The organism is Azospirillum sp. BE72, from assembly GCF_031455875.1.
GTDB lineage: Bacteria > Pseudomonadota > Alphaproteobacteria > Azospirillales > Azospirillaceae > Azospirillum.
Genome location: NZ_JAVDTO010000003.1, coordinates 268,429 through 285,623, shown reverse-complemented (window position 1 = coordinate 285,623; position 17,195 = coordinate 268,429). Strand labels below are relative to the sequence as shown.

Here is a 17,195-nt window from a genome sequence, read left to right as displayed (position 1 = left end):
GGCGGTCAAACCGCGCCGAGCAGGCTGTCGGCCATCGCCGCGATCTCCTCGATCGCCGACGCCAGCTCCTCCGCCCCCTTGGCCTGTTCGCGGGCGGCCTTGGCCGCCTCGGTCGCGGCGAGGTTGGCGGCGGCGGCGGCGGTGGCCACCTGCTCCACGCCGGTGCGGGTCTCGCGCAGGGCGATGGTGGTCTCCGCGGCGGCGTCCAGGATCTCGCGGCTACCGGCGGTGACCACCCGCAGCTCCTGCGCGCCGGCGGTCAGGGTAACGCCGAAGGCGCGGTGGCGCGCGGTTTCCGCCAGCGCGGTGGCCGAGCCATCGTCGATGTCGCGGCGCACTCGCAGCATCTGGTCCTGGATGTCGCGGACGATGTCCTTGACCCGCTCGGCGCTCTCGGCGCTGTCGCCGGCCAGCTTGCGGATGTCGCCGCTGACCACGGTGAAGCCGCGGCCGAACTCGCCCGCCCGCGCCGCTTCGATGGAACCGCTGACCGCCAGCATGCCGGTCTGGATGGCGACGGTGGCGATGGCGTCCACCACCTTGTCGATGCGCCGGCCGATCCGCTCCAGCGCGTCCAGCCGCTCGCCGGCCCGGCGGGACGAGTCCACCGCCTCCAGCATGCCGTCGGCCAGCCGGCCGATGGTGTCGCGGGTCTCGCCCAGCAGGGCTTCCATCGAGGAGCAGCGCTCGACCGAATCCTGCGCCCGGCCGGCGGCCAGCGTCGCCGCCGCGTCGATCTCCGCGATGGCGGAAGCCAACTGGTGGGTGGCGGCGCTCTGCGACTGGGCGCCACCGGAGATCTGGCCGATCGCCGTCATGATCTGGGCGGCGGCCCGGTTGATCTCCTCGATGGCGGCGGACAGCTCCTCCGCGGCCGAGGCCAGCTCGTCGGCGGTGGCGGCGAGGTCGGCGGTGCCCTCCAGATCCTCGGCGAGTTCCGACAGCTGGCCTGCGGCGCGCTGGCTCTGGTTCAGGGCGACGGCCTGCTCGCCCGCGGTCTTCAGCGCCTCCTCGGCGGCGGCGGACTGCTCCTCGGCGCTGGCGGCGATGGTTTCCGCCCCGCGCAGGGCTTCGCGCGCAGCCTGGTCGGCCTCGACCGCGGCGCGGATCGTCTCCTGTGCGCCCTGCACCAGCGCGGTCATGTCCGACCTCACGCCTTCCAGCTGCTGCACGATGGTGCGCCCGCGCTCCACCTCCGCCTTGGCGGCGTCGGACGAGGCGACGATGCCGGCGGCGATGGAGGCCACCGCCTCCTGGATCTCCCCGACCATCCCCTGGATGTCGTTGGCGCTGCGTTCGGACCGTTCGGCCAGCGCCTGCACCTCGTCCGCGACGACGGCGAAGCCCTTCCCGGCCTCCCCCGCCCGCGCGGCCTCGATGGCGGCGTTCAGCGCCAGCAGGTTGGTCTGGTCGGCGATGGCGGCCACGCTCTGTACGATGGCGCCGATCTCGCTCGCCTGGGCCTCCAGGTCGCGCACCAGCCGGACCGAGGCCTCCTGCCGTTCGGCGGCGCGGACGATGCCGTCGATGGAGGACAGGATCTGGCCGCTGACGTCCTTCAGCGTGCCCTGCAGCGCCTCGACCCGCAGCACCGCCTGCTCGGCCGTGGCGCGCGAGCGGGCCAGCAGTTCCGACGCGCGGCCGATCATGCGCTGCGACTGCTGGGTGGCGCCGGCCGTTTCCTCGGCCCCGGCGGCGATCTGCTCCATCGCCCGGCGCAATTCCTCGGCGGCGGAGGCCGCCTGGGTGACGCCGCTCGCCAGTTCGGTGGAAGCGGCGGCGATGCCGCTGGCGGCCTGCCGGCGGCGCGAGTCGGCACGCGCCCGGCGGCGTTGCGGAGTGTTCGGCACGGCACCGTCCGGCGAAGCGGCTTTCATGGTCGGGACGGTGGCCGCTTCGGCTGCGGTTTCGACCGCACCCCCATCCGAACCGGCATCGGCACCGCCGTCCTTGTTCCGGGCCGTGCGCGCCGTGTCCATCCTGGTCTTCTTGATGAGCGCCATTGTCCTTCCCCGCCTTTCCAGTCGGTTCTTCTTGGCCGGTTCTTCTTGGCCGATTCTTCCGCGTCGGTTCTTCTTGATGCTCTTACGTTACCATCCGCCCGATATAGCGGCCGAGCGTGGCCTGCAGTGCGTCCGCCGAGCCCGAATCGAGCAGCAGAACCACCCGCCCCCCGACTCCTACTCCGACCCCGACCCCGTCGCCGCCCGGCAGGCTGGTGTGCAGATCGATGTGGAAGAGCACCGCAGCAGCCCCCAACCCGGACTGGGCCGCACCGGCATCCGCCACGATGGCCGGCACCACCGCGGCGCAGCCGCCCAGGACCTCCGCCCCGCTGCCGCGGATCACCACGGGCAGGCCGGTGTCCACCGGCTCGCCCAGCAGGTTGGCGACCAGCGCCAGCGCGCTGTTCAGCACAACGTTGCCCAGTTCCGCTAGGACTTCGTCCTCCAGTTCGGGAACGTCGTCCGGCGGAACGTCGGGGGGCAGGGCCGCGCGGACCATCGGCAGGCTGCCGGCCTGGGGAAACACCAGCAGGGCGCAGCCGGCGAACAGGCCGCCCAGCTTTTCCGACACGCCCACCAGCGGCGGCGTCAGCGCCCGGTCCAGCAGCCCGGCCACCTCGTCCGGCGGCACCATCTCCACCGACGGCACCGACAGCGTCACCAGACTGCCCAGCATGCGGCCGAGCGCGGTCGATGCCTTGCCGATCCCGATGTTGCCCAGTTCGGCCAACGCATCGCGCTCCAGCTCGCTCAGCATGGGGGCGGCGGTCACTCCGGCGCGGCCTGGGAGGCGCGGCGCAGCGGCAGGGCGGTGGAGTTCAGGAAGCGGGCGACCTGCTCCTCCTCCAGGGGCTTGGGCATGAAGGCGGCGCCGACCGCCCGGATGCCGGAAACCACCGCGTCCTGAGCGTTGGCGGTGATGATGGCGATATGGACGTTCGGGTGGCTCGCCCGCAGCTTGGCCGCGCTCTCCACGCCATTGTCGCCGGGCATGTTGTAATCGATGATCGCAACATCCACAGGCGTGTCCTGAAGCGTCTTGAAGAGTTCATCGCCGTTCGCCGCCTCGACGACCGACCAGTCCGGCTTGTTGCGCAAGACCATCGCCCGCACATGCATGCGCGAAAGCTTGCTATCGTCGACAATGATTACAGTCTTACCCAAGATATAGGCCTTTTGGATAGAGCTCGACCGGCAGAGCCGAATTGTGCGCAAGTATACAGAATGAATGTCGTCACGCCAGTCCCCTTGATCGCAGCCGGGAATAGGCGTCGGGATTTTGCGGGCGCGGCGGCCGGCCGACTCATGCTATCGAGACGGACCGCCTCCTTCGATCCGGCCCCCGTTCCATGCCGCCATCCTCCGCCGCCGCCGAACTGGCCGCCCTGCTGGGCCAAGCGCTGGGGCTTCACCGCGCCGGCGACCTGGATGGGGCGGAACGCGCCTACCGCGCGATGCTGGCGGCCGACCGCGGCAACCCCGATGCGCTGCATCTGCTGGGCGTGCTGCACCACCAGCGCGGGGAGGATGCCGAAGCGGTCGAACTGATCGGCCGGGCAATCGCGCGGCGCCCCCGGATGGCGGAGCAGCACGCCAACCTCGGCCTCGCCCTCCACGCGCAGGGCCGGCTGGGCGAGGCCGAGGCGGAATACCGCCGGGCGCTCGCCCTGCGCGAGGCCTATCCGCAGGCGCACAACAGCCTGGGCAGCGCGTTGCAGGAGCAGGACCGGCTGGATGATGCCGCCGTCCATTACCGCCGCGCGCTCGACCTCGACGCCGGCTATGCCGAGGCCTGGGCCAATCTCGGCACGCTGCTGCGGGCGCGGGACGAGTATGGCGAGGCGGAAACGGCGCTGCGCCACGCCCTGCGGCTCGACCCCGGCCATGCCACCGCCCTGACCAATCTCGGCGTCGTGCTGAAGGAGACCGGATGCCTCGAAGAGGCGGAGAGCGCGCATCTGGAGGCGCTGCGCCTTGCCCCCGGCGACGCCGAGACCATGGTGAACCTCGCCCTGCTGCGCGAGGCACAAGGCCTCGGCGGAGAGGCGGAAGCGCTGTACGGCCAAGCGCTCGCCCTGTCCCCCGGATTCGCGCTGGCGCGCTGGAACCTCGCTCTGCGGATGCTTGGGCAAGGACGGCTGGCGGAGGGGTGGGACGAGTATGAAGCGCGCTTCGCCTCCCGCCGCGTCTCGGCCGGGCGCAGCTTCACGCTGCCGCCCTGGGACGCCGCCGCGGACGGTGCCACGGGCGGGCGCCTGCTAGTCTGGCGCGAACAGGGGCTGGGCGACGAGCTGATGTTCGGCACCGCCCTGCCCGACCTCGCCGCCGGGATCGGTCCGGGCAACCTGGTGGTGGAGGTCGATGCCCGGCTGACCGGGCTGGTGGGCCGCGCCCTGCCCGGCGTCACGGTGCGGGCGCAGACGGACGATCCCACCGATGCGGACGCCCATCTGGCGATGGGGTCGCTGCCGCGGCGGCTGCGGCCGACGCTGTCCGCCTTTCCCGACCGGCGGTCCTGGCTGGCACCCGACCCGGCCCGGCTGGCGGATTGGCGGGACCGGCTGGCGGCGCTGGGGCCGGGCCTGCGCGTCGGCATCTGCTGGGGCAGCCAGAATGTGCTGGGGGAGCGCAAGGCCGCCTACACGACGCTCGCCGACTGGGCGCCGCTGTTGGCCCTGCCCGGCCTGACCCCGGTCACCCTGCAATATGACGGGCGCGAGGCGGAGATCGCCGCGACCGAAGCACAACTCGGCCTGCGCATCCACCGCTGGCCGGACACCGACCTGAAGAACGACCTGGAAGGGGTGGCGGCGCTGATCGCCGGCCTCGACCTCGTGGTGACGGTGGCGAGTTCGGTGGGCGAGATGGCCGGTGCGCTGGGGGTGCCGGTCTGGCGTTTCGGCCCGGCCGGCGACTGGACGGCGCTGGGCAGCGCGGTGCGGCCCTGGTTCCCGTCCATGCGGCTGTGGAGCACGCGGCCGGGCGAAGGGCTGGCGGACGTGCTGGCGCGCATGGCCGCGGAACTCCGCCGTCTGGTGCCCGCCTTGCCCATCGCCGACTGGCTGGCGGAGGCGCGAGACCTGCACGAGTCCGGCCGCTTGCCGGAGGCGGAGAAGGCCTATCAGCGCATCCTCGACCAGGGCGGCGAAGTGCCGGCGGCGCTGGAGGGCTACGGCCTGCTCGGCCATCAGGCCGGCCGTCCCGACATCGCCGTCACCCTGCTGACCCGCGCCATCGCGGCGGAGCCGACCGCCGGCCGCCACAAGCGCCGCGCGCTGGCTCACCAGGACATGGGGGCGATGGAGGAAGCCGAGGCGGACTGGCAGGCCGCCGCATCCCTCGACCCCGAGGATGTGGAGGCGCTCGGCAATCTCGGCGCCCTGCGCCTGACCCGCGGCGCCGGCAGGGACGCGGCGGAGGCGACCGACGCGGCTCTGCGCCTCGCCCCCTTCCATGCCGGGCTGTGGGCCAATGCCGGGCTGGCCCGGCAGGCGATGGACGGTGATGGCGTGCCGTTTTTCCGACGGGCGCTCGCCCTCGATCCCGCATTGGCGGAGGCCTGGACCGCCCTGTCGGCCGACGCTCTGCGCGACGCGGCGCATGCCGCCGAAGCGGAGCGGGCGGCAGGGCGGGCCCTGCGCCTGCGGCCCGGCGATCCGTCGGCGGTCGGCAACCTGGGACTGGCGGCGCTGGCGCTCGATCGCCCGGCCGAGGCGGTGGCGCATCTGCACTTGGCGCTCCGGGGCCGTCCGGGCGACCTCGGTACGATCGGCAACCTCGCCCTGGCACTGGAACGGGCGGGCGACGGCGCGGCGGCGGGGCTGGCTTGGTGGCGGGTGATCCTGCTGGCTCCCGGCGTCGGGGCCGGCTGGGCCGGGCTGGCCGACCTACGGCAGCGCCAAGGCCGGTTGGATGCCGCGCTGAAGGGCTGGGGACGAGCGCTGACGCTGGAGCCGCGGCGGGCGGAGTGGCGCTACAATCTGGGCAACGCCCTGCACGCCGCCGGCCGGCCGGCCGAGGCCGACGCGGCCTATCGGCAGGCGGTGGAGGACGACCCGGGCCTGACGCTCGCCGCCTTCAACCGTGGCTATGCGGCGTTGGCGCGCGGCGATCTCGGCACCGGGTGGACCGGGCTGGAGGCCCGCTTCGCCGCCGGACAGGCATTGCCCGACCGCCGGTTCCGCATCCCGGCCTGGGACGGCGGCGACCTGACGGGACGGACCGTGCTGGTCTGGCGCGAGCAGGGGATCGGCGACGAGCTGATGTACAGCGCCTGCTATGCCGATCTGATCGCGCGTGCCGGCAAGGTGATCGTGGAGTGCGAGCCGCGACTGGTCGCGCTGTTCGCGCGCTCCTTCCCGCAGGCCCTGGTGCGGGCGGCGACGGCGGACCCGGTGGACGCGGATTGCCACGTCCCGGCGGGGTCGCTGCCCTTGCGGCTGGGCTGGGGGTTGGGCGGCTTTCCGGCGCGGGGCGGCTGGCTGCGGGCGGATGAGGCGGCGGTGGAGCGGTGGCGGGGATGGTTGGGTGGGTTGGGTCTCGACGATTGCCCCCACCTAACCTCCCCCGCTGGGCGGGGGAGGGACTACCGCCGAGCGGTGACAAAACTCCAATCCCCTCCCCCGCCCGGCGGGGGAGGGTCAGGGTGGGGGTCTAACTCCGCATTGAACATAGGCCTCTGCTGGCGCAGCGGCCTGCGCGGTGCCCTGCGCGACGCCAACTACGCGCCGCTGGCCGACTGGGCGCCGATCCTCACCCTGCCCGGCCTGCGCCTCGTCAACCTTCAATATGACGATTGCGAATCCGAACTCGCCGACACCGAAAAACGCTTCGGCATCGCTATCCACCGCCCGCCGCTCGACCTGAAGAACGATCTGGACGGGGCGGCCGCCCTGACGGCGGCGCTGGACCTCGTGATCTCCGCCGGAACGTCGGTGGCGGAGATGGCGGGCGCGCTGGGAGTGCCGGTCTGGCGGATCGGGCCGGCAGGGGACTGGACGGCGCTGGGCACCGCGTGCCGGCCCTGGTATCCGTCGATGCGGCTGGTCTGCCCGAAAACGGGCGAGACGCTCGGCGACGCGCTGGGCGCCGCCGGGCGTGCTCTCAACAGCCTCAGAACGCGGGAACCACGGCGTTCTTGAACTTGGTGAGGATGAACTCCTTCACCTCGGGGCTGTTGTAGGACTTCACCAGCTTGGCGACCCAGGGCTTGTCCTTGTCGGCCTTGCGCACGACGATGACGTTGGCATAGGGGCTGTCGGCGTCCTCGCGGGCGATGGCGTCCTTGACCGGGTCGATGCCTGCCTCCAGCGCGAAGTTCGTGTTGATGGCGGCGGCGGTCACGTCGTCCAGCGAGCGCGGCAGCTGGGCGGCGTCCAGCTCGACGATCTCCAGCTTCTTCGGATTCTCGACGATGTCGATGGGCGAGGCCTTCAGATTGCCGCCGTCCTTCAGCTTGATCAGCCCCTTGGCCTGCAGCAGCAGCAGGACGCGGCCGCCGTTGGTCGGGTCGTTGGGGATGGCGAACTTGGACCCGGCCGGCAGTTCCTCCAGGCTCTTCACCTTCTTGGAATAGATGCCGATCGGATAGACCACCGTCTTGCCGACGCTGACCAGATCGAAGCCGCGGTCCTTCACCTGGTTGTCCAGATAGGGCTGGTGCTGGAAGCTGTTGGCGTCCAGGTCACCGCCGGCCAGCGCTTGGTTCGGGATGACGTAGTCGGTGAATTCCAGGATCTGGATGTCCAGCCCGTCCTTGGCGGCGATGGGCTTCACCGCTTCCAGGATCTGGGCATGCGGCCCGGCGGTGACGCCAACCTTGATGGTCTCGGCAGAAGCACCGAAGGCGATTGCCATGGTGGCGGCGCCGGCCAGCAGGGAAGCCAGCGAACGGAAGCGCAGCATCTCGAACACTCCTCGGATTTTTAGGTCAGGATTTCAAATTACGCTTGTTGACCCGGCGGGCAATCAGGTCGCCCGTCGACTGCACGATCTGCACCAGCACGATCAGCACGATCACCACCGCCAGCATCACCTCCGGCAGGAAGCGCTGATAGCCGTAGCGGATGCCGAGGTCGCCCAGGCCGCCGCCGCCGACGGCGCCGACCATGGCCGAATAGCCGATCAGGCTGACCGCCGACAGGGTCAGGCCGGCGACGATGCCCGGCAGGGCTTCCGGCAGCAGAACCTTGCGGATAATCTGGAAGGGCGTGGCGCCCATCGCCTGCGCCGCCTCGACCAGTCCGCGGTCGACCTCGCGCACCGCATTCTCCACCACACGGGCGATGAAGGGGGCGGCGGCGACGGTCAACGGCACGATGGCGGCGTTGGTGCCGATGGAGGTGCCGGCGATCAGCCGGGTGAAGGGGATGATCGCCACCACCAGGATGATGAAGGGGGTGGAGCGGGTCATGTTCACCACCGCCCCCATCACCTTGTTGAAGGCGAAGTTCTGCAGCAGCTCGCCCCGGCCGGTGACGGCCAGCATCACGCCGATGGGCAGCCCGATCAGCGTCCCGATGGCGCCCGACACCGCCACCATGTGCAGCGTGTCGATCAGCCCCTTGATCAGCAGGTCAATGATTTGCGGGGAGAGCATGGCCCAACACCTCGACGCCCAGATTGTTCTCTTTCACCAGTGCGATGGCGGCATCGACCTTGGCCGTGTCGCCCAGCGCCTCCACCACCAGCGTGCCGAAGGGGGCGCCCTGGATCTCGTCGATCTGGCCGTGCCAGATGTTCAGGTCCAGGTTCAACTGACGGCTGATGGCGCTGATGACCGGGGTGGTCGCCTTCTCGCCGGTGAAGGTGATGCGCAGCACCGGGTTGCTCCCCAAGCCGGGCTGGGGCGACAGCCGGTCGCGCAGGCTATCGGGAATCCCGCGGTTGATGACGGGATCGACGAAGCTGCGGGTGGTGGGGTGCTTGGGGTGGGCGAAGATGTCGAAGACCGGCCCCTGCTCGATCACCTGGCCGCCTTCCATCACCGCCACCTTGTGGCAGATTTCCTTGATGACGGCGATCTCGTGGGTGATGAGGACGATGGTCAGGCCGAGCCGCCGGTTGATGTCGCCCAGCAGATGCAGGATCTGCGTCGTCGTCTCCGGGTCGAGCGCGGAGGTCGCCTCGTCCGACAGCAGCACCTTCGGCTTGCTGGCGAGAGCGCGGGCGATGCCGACGCGCTGCTTCTGCCCGCCCGACAGCTCCGCCGGATAGCGGTTGCGCTTGTCGGCCAGCCCGACGAGGTCGAGCAGCGGCTCCACCGTCCGGCCGATCTCCGCCTTGGCCATGCCCGCCAATTCCAGCGGCAGCGCCACATTGTCGAAGACGGTGCGCGAGGACAGCAGGTTGAAATGCTGGAAGATCATGCCGATGGAATGGCGGGCCTGCCGCAGCTCCGCCGCCGACAGGGTGGTCATCTCCACCCCGTCCACCGTGACGCTGCCCGAGGTCGGGCTTTCCAGCAGGTTGATCGTGCGCAGCAGGGTGGATTTGCCGGCACCCGACCGGCCGATGATCCCGAAGACCTCGCCGCGCCCGATGGAGAGGTCGATGTCGGCCAGCGCGTGAACCGGTGACCCGCCGCCGCGGGCGGCGTAAGTCTTGCGAATGTTTGTTAGCGTTATCATCTTTTATTCGGCAAAAGGGGACGTCCAGCGTCCCCCCAGCCCCCTCACCAAGTCGGAATGATGGAACCGTTGAAGCGCGTTTCGATAAACTGCCGCACTTCGGGCGAACGATACAGCGCAATGAAGCGCTTGATCGTCGGGTCTTCCATGCGATCCTTGCGGACCGCCCAGACCAGGTTCCATTTGGACTGGTCATCCTCCAGCACCAGCGCCTTCTTCGGCTCCAGCCCGGCCAGCACGGCATAGTTGAGGGTGATGACCGACGCATCCACGTCGTCGAGCGAGCGGGGAAGCTGGGCGGCGTCCAGTTCCACCAGCTTGATGCCCTTCGGGTTCACCACGTCGGCGATGGTGGTGTTCAGGCCGGCACCGTCCTTCAGCCCGATCACGCCGGCCTTGGCCAGCAGGAACAGGGCGCGGGCGCCGTTGGTGGGATCGTTGGGGATCGACACCGACGCACCCGGCTTCAGGTCGGCCAGCGCCTTCACCTTGGCACTGTAGACGCCCATCGGCACCACGACGCTCTTGGCGACGGACACGATGTCGTAGCCGCGCTGCTTCACCTGATTGTCCAGGAAGGGCTGGTGCTGGAAGTTGTTGGCGTCGATGTCGCCGGCCTGGAGCGCGGCATTGGGCATGTTCCAGTCGGTGAATTCGATCACCTGCGCCTCGATGCCCTCCTTGGCGGCCAGCTTGGCGGTGAATTCCAGGATCTCGCCATAAGGACCGGCCGACACGCCCAGCTTCAGCGGAGCGGCGAAGGCAGAGGTCGCAGCGGTCAGCAGGCCGGCGGCGACGGCCACCGACATCAGGATGCGCTTCATCGGGACTTTCCTCAGTGACGTTGGCGGCAGGTTTCTTGATGAGGGCTCAGCGGCGCCGCGTGTCGGGCAGCCGGCTGTAGTGCTGGTGGGCGGCGCGCTGGGCCTGTCCGACATTGCGGAAGACGCGGCGGTCGAGATCGCGGAAAGCCCAATCGGACACGAAGAAGGTGAAGCCGCCGCGCTCGGCGACGACGATGCCGGCGGACCGGCCCTGAACTTCGATGGCGTAGGCGTTGGCGTGGGACATGGCGAAGGACTCCCCCTGGCGCGGCCGGGCCCTCGGCACACTGGGGCAGGGCGGGACGGCGGCGCAAATGCGTTCAGGACTGGCGGATGTGCGGAATGGGCGCTGTGTCTTGGGGCCGCGAGGTCAGCGGCAACACAGGCCCGGGCGCATCATGCAGGCCAGGGGGGCGGTCCGACGCACGGATGGGGGAGCGGAAACTCGCGATGTCATTCCGGTCTCTCCTTCTTGAAGAGGTCCACGACCGGTATCGTGGCGCTTTAGCGTTTGGTGACGCGGCGCAAGCTGCAGAAGTCAAATTGCCGCGGGATGCCCCGGCGGGGCGTCCGATGGATAATGTCTACTGCTGATATCGGTATTCAGTCAACCGGCTTTTTCACAAATAAGTGTACTTTATGTGTTTGCACATTCTTATCATGTTGAATACGCGGCGGTCTGCGGAAACCGCCGCGCCCGAATGATGCCGGTTACTGCGACAGCTGCTTGAAGCCGATCTGGCCGCAGGACTGGTCGAACAGATAGTCGACCTTGCTCAGCCAATGCCGGCCGGTGTTGATGAAGTTGCCGTTGCTCGGCTCGATCCAGGTCGCCTGGGACTGGTCGAGCGGCAGCACCACCTTCGGCGGATTCAGCTGTGCGGTCAGGGTCGGGTTCAGCGTGGTGCCCGCTACGGTCAGTTCCATGGTCAGGCCGGGGGTGACGATCGTCTCTTTCACCGGCTTGGTTCCGCCGCCGGGCTGGGGCACGTTCACGGTGACGGTGTCCACGGAACCGGCCGGACGGGCGCTGTCGGCGAAGGCCATGAACATGTAGTCCAGGCCGGTATCCACCAGCGTGCTGCCGCAGAGCGGGGCGCCCAGCGCGGTCCCCTTCGAATCCTTCAGCGTGATACAGCCGGTTGCCCCGTTCCACACCGTGCCGCCGGTCGTCGGCTGCGGCGACACCTGGGTCAGCTGAACCGTCTGGAATCCGTTGGCGTTCGCCTGGGTCAGGCCGATGTCGATGCCCTGCTGGGTGAAGACATAGCCGGCATGTGCCGCGGCCGGCACGTTCAGGAAGGGGTTGTTGGTGGTGGTCGGGGATGTGCCGCGGTCGAAGCCGACGCCGATCATGCCGAAACCGTCGCTGACCTTGGCGCAGTTCGCCAAGCTGGTGCCGGTCTTGCCGTTCACCGGGGCGGTGCCCTCATAGCTGGCGCAGTTGTTCGGGTCCACCGTGGCGGTGCTGGTCGGCAGGTTGGAGGTCACCTGGCAATGGCAGCTGGTGGCGATGATGTCGACCGGCGTGGTGTTGGTATAGCCGCCGCCGCTCAGCGGCAGGGCGATCGCCGCCTTGACGTTCTTGCCGGCGTAGTAATTTCCGGAGCTGGAATAGGCGATCTGGGTCGTCTGGGTGGAGGCCTTCCAGACGCTGGCCGGAACCTTGCCGGACGGCAGGGCGAGGCCGGTGGAGCCGGTGTCGACCATCACCGGCTGGGTGCCGGCCGATGCCGCGTTGTTCGCGTCGAGCACCGCGACGTCGATCATATACCCGTTCAGAACCGACGATGCGCCCGAACTGAGCGCCAGCGACACCGAACCGCTCTGCGGATAGGTGCAATTGCCGGAGGAGGTGGAAGAGGCGGCAACGGCGCCAGCCAAGGGGGCGGCTGAAAGCGCCAGGACCAAGGCCGTCAGAATAGCCGGCCGGACGGCGCCGTGGGAAATGGGATGGAGCGACGCAATCATTGCTTTGATGTTTCTTAAAGTGAATGGATGAAAATTGTATAAATGCTGTCAATGCACCTATGGATGGATTTTCTGAGTCAAATTGTAACCATATCCCGGCAACCTGCCGCCGTCGTGCCGCAGCCGCCGGCGACCGGCGGGCCACGCGAACGATGCGGGGCGCGACACCGACAGGTGACGGGCGCGCGGAATGTGCTATCAATCGCGTCGATGGTTCATCCGGGGCCTGCACAGCGCCCCGGCGAGCGATGCGAGGAGAGTGTTTTGTCCGCCGATCCCAGCGCCCAAGGGGTGACTGCCGCAGCGATGACGGCCACGCCGGTCGATGACCAGCTGGTGCTGGCCCTGCCCAAGGGCCGCATCCTGAAGGAGCTGCGCCCGCTGCTGTCCCATGCCGGCATCCATCCGGAGCCGGCCTTCGACGACGACAAGAGCCGGCTCCTGCGCTTCGCCACCAATGTGCCGAACCTCAGCATCATCCGCGTCCGGTCTTTCGACGTGGCGACCTTCGTCGCCTTCGGCGCCGCCCATCTGGGCGTGGCGGGCAACGACGTGCTGATGGAATTCGATTATCCGGAGATCTACGCGCCGCTCGACCTCGGCATCGGCGCCTGCCGCCTGTCGGTCGCCGAGCCGGTGGAGATGATGGAGGGCGACGATCCGTCGCGGTGGAGCCATGTGCGCGTCGCCACCAAATACCCGGAGGTGACGAAGCGCCATTTCGCCGCCCGCGGCGTCCAGGCCGAATGCGTCAAGCTGAACGGCGCGATGGAACTGGCCCCGACGCTGGGCCTGTGCCGCCGCATCGTCGATCTGGTCTCCACCGGGTCGACGCTGAAGGCCAACGGACTGGTGGAGGTGGAGCATATCGCCGACGTCACCTCGCGCCTGATCGTCAACCGCGCCGCCTTCAAGACGCGGACGGCCGAGATTTCTCAGTGGATCGACAAGTTCCGGGAGGCGGTGAATGCCCGTCAGGCTTGATATTCGCGACGCGGACTTCGCCGCCGGCTTCGAGGCGCTGCTGCACGCCAAGCGCGAGGCCAGCGAGGATGTCCAGACACTGGTCGCCGGCGTCATCGAGCAGGTGCGCACGCGCGGCGACGCGGCGCTCATCGACTACACCGCCCGCTGGGACCGTCAGACCCTGACCGCCGACACCCTGCGCATCGGCCGGGACGAGATCGACGCCGCCACGGCCAAATGCTCGGCGGAAACGCTGGAGGCGCTGGACCTCGCCGCCGCGCGGATCGAGGAGTTCCACCGCCGCCAGATCCCGGAGGTCACCGACTACCGCGACGCCGCCGGGGTGCGGCTGGGTGCGCGCTGGACCGCGGTCGGCGCCGTCGGCCTCTATGTGCCGGGCGGCACCGCGTCCTACCCGTCGTCGGTGCTGATGAACGCCCTGCCCGCCAAGGTCGCGGGGGTGGAGCGTGTCGTCATGGTGGTGCCGACGCCGGACGGGGCGATCAACCCGCTGGTGCTGGCCGCCGCCAAGCGCTGCGGCATCGACGAGATCTACCGCATCGGCGGCGCCCAGGCGGTCGCGGCGCTGGCCCACGGCACGGCGACGATCCGGCCGGTCGACAAGATCGTCGGCCCCGGCAACGCCTTCGTCGCCGCCGCCAAGCGTCAGGTCTACGGCCTTGTCGGCATCGACAGCATCGCCGGCCCGTCGGAAATCCTGGTGGTGGCCGACGGCCAAAACGATCCGGCCTGGATCGCCATGGACCTGCTGTCGCAGGCCGAACACGACACCTCGGCCCAGTCGATCCTGATCACCGACGATGCCGCCTTCGCCGACGCGGTGGCGTCGGCGGTGGAGAAGCATCTGGAGACGCTGCCGCGCACGGCAATCGCCGGCGAAAGCTGGCGCGAGCATGGCGCCATCGTCCTGGTCGGCGACCTGATGGCCGACGCGCCGGCCCTGGTCGACCGCCTGGCGCCGGAGCATCTGGAACTGGCGGTGGAGGATCCGGACGCGCTGGCGGCCCGCATCCGCAATGCCGGCGCCATCTTCCTCGGCCGCTACACGCCGGAGGCCATCGGCGATTACGTCGCCGGGCCGAACCATGTGCTGCCGACGGCGCGCAGCGCCCGCTTCTCCTCCGGCCTCAACGTGCTGGACTTCATGAAGCGGACGACCTTCGTCGCCTGCGACGCCGACAGCCTCAGGGCCATCGGCCCGGCGGCGGTGACGCTGGCGATGGCCGAGGGGCTGGAGGCGCATGCGCGCTCGGTCGCGCAGCGGCTGCCGGGTTACAAAGACTAAAGGCGATAAATCCGGGATTGCGGGGGAGGCGGGGCGTGACGACGGCGAAAAGCAAGCGGCGCATCACCCATGTGACGCTCGACGAGCGGAGTGTCGTCCGCCACAAGCCCGAGGTGGAGCATGAGCGCGCCGTCGCCATCTTCGACCTGCTGGAGGACAACGAGTTCTGTCCCTGCGAGTTCGCGGAGGACGGGCCGTATCATCTGCACCTGTCGATCGAGGACAACCGCCTGGTCTTCGACATCCGGCGCGAGGACAACAGCGAACTCGACAGGCTGATGCTTCCGATCACCGGCTTCCGGTCGATCGTCCGCGATTACTTCCTGATCTGCGAGAGCTACTACGCCGCCATCAAGCGGTCGACGCCCTCGCAGATCGAGGCCATCGACATGGGCCGCCGCGGCCTGCACAACGAGGGGTCCGAGATGCTGCGCGAACGGCTGGCCGGCAAGGTTGAGATGGACCTGCAGACCGCGCGCCGGCTGTTCACGCTGATCTGCGTCCTGCATATCCGCGGCTGACGGGCACGGGCGGCGCATGGCCATGGCGGCGACCCCGGTCCTCACCCCCCTGCCGGTGACGAGCGTCTTGTTCGCCTGCACCTACAACATGATCCGTTCGCCGATGGCGGCGGCGATGATGCGCCATTACCACGGCACGCGCGTCTATGTGGATTCGGTGGGCGTCCGCGAGGGCGACGAGGTCGATCCCTTCGCCGTCGCGGTGATGGAGGAGATCGGCATCGACCTGTCCAAGCACCGCTGCCGCACCTTCGAGGATCTGGAAGACACCAACTTCGACCTGATCGTCTCGCTGTCGCCGGAGGCGCAGCACCGCGCCATCGAGATGACGCGCACCATGGCCTGCGACGTGGAGTTCTGGAACACCTTCGACCCCACCCTGGTCGACGGCACCCGCGACACCATGCTGGAAGCCTACCGGCAGGTGCGCGACGGCCTGCTGGCCAAGGTCAAGCAGCGCTTCCCGCTGACGCGCGGGCCGACGGTGTAACGGCGGTCAGCCGACCCGCGCCGCCACCGGCCGCGGCCGCTTCTTCTGCCGCCAGCGCACCACGCCGGTGACCAGCAGCAATGCCGGCAGCAGGCCGCCCACCGCCACCAGGATGCGGCAGCACAGGCCGAAGCACTCGCCGTTGTGCAGCGGATGCTGCCAGCCGAAGAAGGCGTCGCCGAGGGTCCAGCGGGTGGGGTCGCGCAGGTCCAGGATCGTGCCGTCGCCGCCGTCCACCCAGACACTGGTCTTCGGAAAGCGCCAGCCGGGCTCGCCGGCCTGGAACAGGCGGATGTGGTAGGCGCCGCCCGCTTGCGCCGGCACCTCGACCCAGCGCGGCTCGGCCTGCGGAAAGCGGGCGAGCGCCGCGGCCAGGGCGGCATCCGCCCCCACCTCCGTCCCCGCTTTCGCCGCGGCGACGGCGGGCGCCGGGGTCAGCGGCGACAGCCTCTCGACCATCGGCCTCACCCAGTCCGGCTGTTCCATGACCACCCCGGTAACGATCAGCGGCAGCAGGACGACGAGGCCGTAGACGCCCGCCAGCACATGGATGTCGAACACCTGCCGCACGAAGCCGGAGCGGATGCGGGGCAGCAGGGCCCGCCCCCATTTCCCGGCGGCCGGCCACCACAGATAGACCCCGCTGGCCAGGATCAGCAGGCTGGCGATGCCGCCCGCCGCCAGCACCATCCGGCCGCTGTCGCCGGCCAGCAGCAGGTAATGCAGATCGTAGGTCCAGGTCATGGCGGTCCGTCCCCAGAAGCGGGAGGACAGCACCTCACCGCTGTAGGGGTTCACCGCCACCATCAGCGGGGCGAAGGATTTCCCCGCCGTCTCCTCCGGCTTCATGTAGCGCGCCATGATCGGATGGTCGGGGCCATGGGGAAGTTCCAGACGCCAGCCGCCTGTGCGATGCGGATGGGCCTCGCGCAGTGCCTGAACCACCCGGTCGAGCGGCACCGGGTCCGTCCGCCCATCCCTTTGGCCCGCCGGGACCACCAGCTCCGGCGTCAGCATGCGGTCGATGTCGACGTAGAAGACCAGCAGACTGCCCGTCAGCGCGGTCAGGGCCAGCAGCCCTCCGACCACGAGCCCCAGCGTCAGGTGCAGGGTCAACACGATCCTTCGGATCCGCTGTCTTGCCATGCCGGAAGCTCGGCCGGCCGCTCTCGCCGGGGTCATGGCGCAGTCGCCGTGGGTGTGCATCGGGCGGGTCTCCTGACGGATGATCGGCGCAAGGATGATCGGTGCAGTGGGCGAACCATCCCGGAAGCCCTGCCGGCCGGCCTTGACGGCCGTCAAATTCCGCCATACGGACACACGGCATGGTCGGTAATAATTTTGGCATTCTGCAACTTTCTGCGTTGCAGCCTGTTCCCATAGCGTCCCGCGCAATGCTATTGAGCTGTGTCATCGCAACGCACTGCGTGCCGGCCTAGGCTCGGGTGTGTCGACGCCCATTCCCGCGGAGAGCCCCTGATCC

The 17,195-nt window shown here is 69.4% G+C and carries 15 protein-coding genes; 5 read left to right on the top strand and 10 right to left on the bottom strand.

All coding sequences use genetic code 11. The features are described 5' to 3' along the window. Positions 1 to 5 precede the first annotated feature (5 nt). The 3 genes from J2Y49_RS12890 to J2Y49_RS12880 all read right to left on the bottom strand — a co-directional run bounded on the left by J2Y49_RS12890 (position 6) and on the right by J2Y49_RS12880 (position 3,170). On the bottom strand, positions 6 to 2,003 hold the full coding sequence (locus tag J2Y49_RS12890; protein WP_310115256.1) for a methyl-accepting chemotaxis protein: 1,998 nt from the start codon (positions 2,001 to 2,003) through the stop codon (positions 6 to 8). Between the two features lie 82 nt (positions 2,004 to 2,085). Next, positions 2,086 to 2,778: a chemotaxis protein CheC gene (locus J2Y49_RS12885; protein WP_310115255.1), complete on the bottom strand. Its 693-nt coding sequence runs from the start codon at positions 2,776 to 2,778 to the stop codon at positions 2,086 to 2,088. Next, positions 2,775 to 3,170: a response regulator transcription factor gene (locus J2Y49_RS12880; protein WP_310115254.1), complete on the bottom strand. Its 396-nt coding sequence runs from the start codon at positions 3,168 to 3,170 to the stop codon at positions 2,775 to 2,777. Before J2Y49_RS12880 ends, J2Y49_RS12885 begins: the two co-directional genes overlap by 4 nt. A gap of 185 nt (positions 3,171 to 3,355) precedes the next feature. Between J2Y49_RS12880 and J2Y49_RS12875 the strand changes: the two genes are divergently transcribed. Continuing rightward, positions 3,356 to 7,147 carry a tetratricopeptide repeat protein gene (locus tag J2Y49_RS12875; RefSeq protein ID WP_310115253.1) on the top strand — a complete coding sequence of 1,264 codons (3,792 nt, stop codon included), beginning with the start codon at positions 3,356 to 3,358 and terminating at the stop codon, positions 7,145 to 7,147. On the opposite strand, the gene J2Y49_RS12870 is transcribed toward J2Y49_RS12875, so the two are convergent. The 6 genes from J2Y49_RS12870 to J2Y49_RS12845 all read right to left on the bottom strand — a co-directional run bounded on the left by J2Y49_RS12870 (position 7,119) and on the right by J2Y49_RS12845 (position 12,429). Beyond that, a complete protein-coding gene (locus J2Y49_RS12870; RefSeq protein WP_310115252.1) occupies positions 7,119 to 7,910 on the bottom strand; it encodes a MetQ/NlpA family ABC transporter substrate-binding protein in 792 nt (263 codons plus the stop codon). The two genes, J2Y49_RS12875 and J2Y49_RS12870, sit on opposite strands and share 29 nt — an antisense overlap. Positions 7,911 to 7,935: 25 nt before the next feature. Then, positions 7,936 to 8,604 (bottom strand): methionine ABC transporter permease, encoded by a 669-nt coding sequence (locus tag J2Y49_RS12865; RefSeq protein ID WP_108548565.1) that lies wholly within the window; start codon positions 8,602 to 8,604, stop codon positions 7,936 to 7,938. Next, the gene (locus J2Y49_RS12860; protein WP_310115251.1) at positions 8,582 to 9,634 is read right to left on the bottom strand and encodes a methionine ABC transporter ATP-binding protein; all 1,053 of its coding nucleotides are present in this window, start codon (positions 9,632 to 9,634) and stop codon (positions 8,582 to 8,584) included. Before J2Y49_RS12860 ends, J2Y49_RS12865 begins: the two co-directional genes overlap by 23 nt. Before the next feature lie 44 nt (positions 9,635 to 9,678). Further along, a complete protein-coding gene (locus J2Y49_RS12855; RefSeq protein ID WP_310115250.1) occupies positions 9,679 to 10,458 on the bottom strand; it encodes a MetQ/NlpA family ABC transporter substrate-binding protein in 780 nt (259 codons plus the stop codon). A gap of 46 nt (positions 10,459 to 10,504) precedes the next feature. Further along, a complete protein-coding gene (locus J2Y49_RS12850; protein ID WP_045583820.1) occupies positions 10,505 to 10,705 on the bottom strand; it encodes a hypothetical protein in 201 nt (66 codons plus the stop codon). A gap of 464 nt (positions 10,706 to 11,169) precedes the next feature. Continuing rightward, positions 11,170 to 12,429, bottom strand: a complete 1,260-nt coding sequence (locus J2Y49_RS12845; RefSeq protein ID WP_310115249.1) for a hypothetical protein — start codon at positions 12,427 to 12,429, stop codon at positions 11,170 to 11,172. 306 nt (positions 12,430 to 12,735) lie between these two features. Here J2Y49_RS12845 and hisG point away from each other — a divergent pair, with 306 nt between their 5' ends. From hisG to J2Y49_RS12825, 4 genes are read left to right on the top strand one after another with little or no spacing between them, the layout of a single operon-like run. Next, entirely contained in the window at positions 12,736 to 13,413 is a 678-nt protein-coding gene (gene hisG / locus J2Y49_RS12840; RefSeq protein WP_109073237.1) for an ATP phosphoribosyltransferase, read from the top strand. Further along, positions 13,397 to 14,701 carry a histidinol dehydrogenase gene (hisD, locus tag J2Y49_RS12835; protein WP_310115248.1) on the top strand — a complete coding sequence of 435 codons (1,305 nt, stop codon included), beginning with the start codon at positions 13,397 to 13,399 and terminating at the stop codon, positions 14,699 to 14,701. Before hisG ends, hisD begins: the two co-directional genes overlap by 17 nt. 35 nt (positions 14,702 to 14,736) lie before the next feature. Continuing rightward, a complete protein-coding gene (locus J2Y49_RS12830; RefSeq protein ID WP_149222878.1) occupies positions 14,737 to 15,222 on the top strand; it encodes a UPF0262 family protein in 486 nt (161 codons plus the stop codon). 16 nt (positions 15,223 to 15,238) lie between these two features. Further along, positions 15,239 to 15,712, top strand: a complete 474-nt coding sequence (locus tag J2Y49_RS12825) for a low molecular weight phosphatase family protein (protein WP_310115247.1) — start codon at positions 15,239 to 15,241, stop codon at positions 15,710 to 15,712. A gap of 6 nt (positions 15,713 to 15,718) precedes the next feature. Here the strand turns inward: J2Y49_RS12825 and J2Y49_RS12820 are convergent, their stop codons facing one another. Further along, entirely contained in the window at positions 15,719 to 16,831 is a 1,113-nt protein-coding gene (locus J2Y49_RS12820; RefSeq protein WP_310115246.1) for a PepSY-associated TM helix domain-containing protein, read from the bottom strand. Between the last annotated feature and the right edge of the window lie 364 nt (positions 16,832 to 17,195).

What these genes read in the sequence shown, in the direction of transcription:
- J2Y49_RS12865 (WP_108548565.1), bottom strand. Translation starts at nt 8,604, where the DNA reads ATGCTCTCCCCGCAAATCATTGACCTGCTGATCAAGGGGCTGATCGAC.
- J2Y49_RS12855 (WP_310115250.1), bottom strand. Translation starts at nt 10,458, where the DNA reads ATGAAGCGCATCCTGATGTCGGTGGCCGTCGCCGCCGGCCTGCTGACC.
- J2Y49_RS12825 (WP_310115247.1), top strand. Translation starts at nt 15,239, where the DNA reads ATGGCCATGGCGGCGACCCCGGTCCTCACCCCCCTGCCGGTGACGAGC.
- J2Y49_RS12870 (WP_310115252.1), bottom strand. Translation starts at nt 7,910, where the DNA reads ATGCTGCGCTTCCGTTCGCTGGCTTCCCTGCTGGCCGGCGCCGCCACC.
- J2Y49_RS12850 (WP_045583820.1), bottom strand. Translation starts at nt 10,705, where the DNA reads ATGTCCCACGCCAACGCCTACGCCATCGAAGTTCAGGGCCGGTCCGCC.
- J2Y49_RS12875 (WP_310115253.1), top strand. Translation starts at nt 3,356, where the DNA reads ATGCCGCCATCCTCCGCCGCCGCCGAACTGGCCGCCCTGCTGGGCCAA.
- J2Y49_RS12845 (WP_310115249.1), bottom strand. Translation starts at nt 12,429, where the DNA reads ATGATTGCGTCGCTCCATCCCATTTCCCACGGCGCCGTCCGGCCGGCT.
- hisG (WP_109073237.1), top strand. Translation starts at nt 12,736, where the DNA reads ATGACGGCCACGCCGGTCGATGACCAGCTGGTGCTGGCCCTGCCCAAG.
- J2Y49_RS12890 (WP_310115256.1), bottom strand. Translation starts at nt 2,003, where the DNA reads ATGGCGCTCATCAAGAAGACCAGGATGGACACGGCGCGCACGGCCCGG.
- J2Y49_RS12860 (WP_310115251.1), bottom strand. Translation starts at nt 9,634, where the DNA reads ATGATAACGCTAACAAACATTCGCAAGACTTACGCCGCCCGCGGCGGC.
- hisD (WP_310115248.1), top strand. Translation starts at nt 13,397, where the DNA reads ATGCCCGTCAGGCTTGATATTCGCGACGCGGACTTCGCCGCCGGCTTC.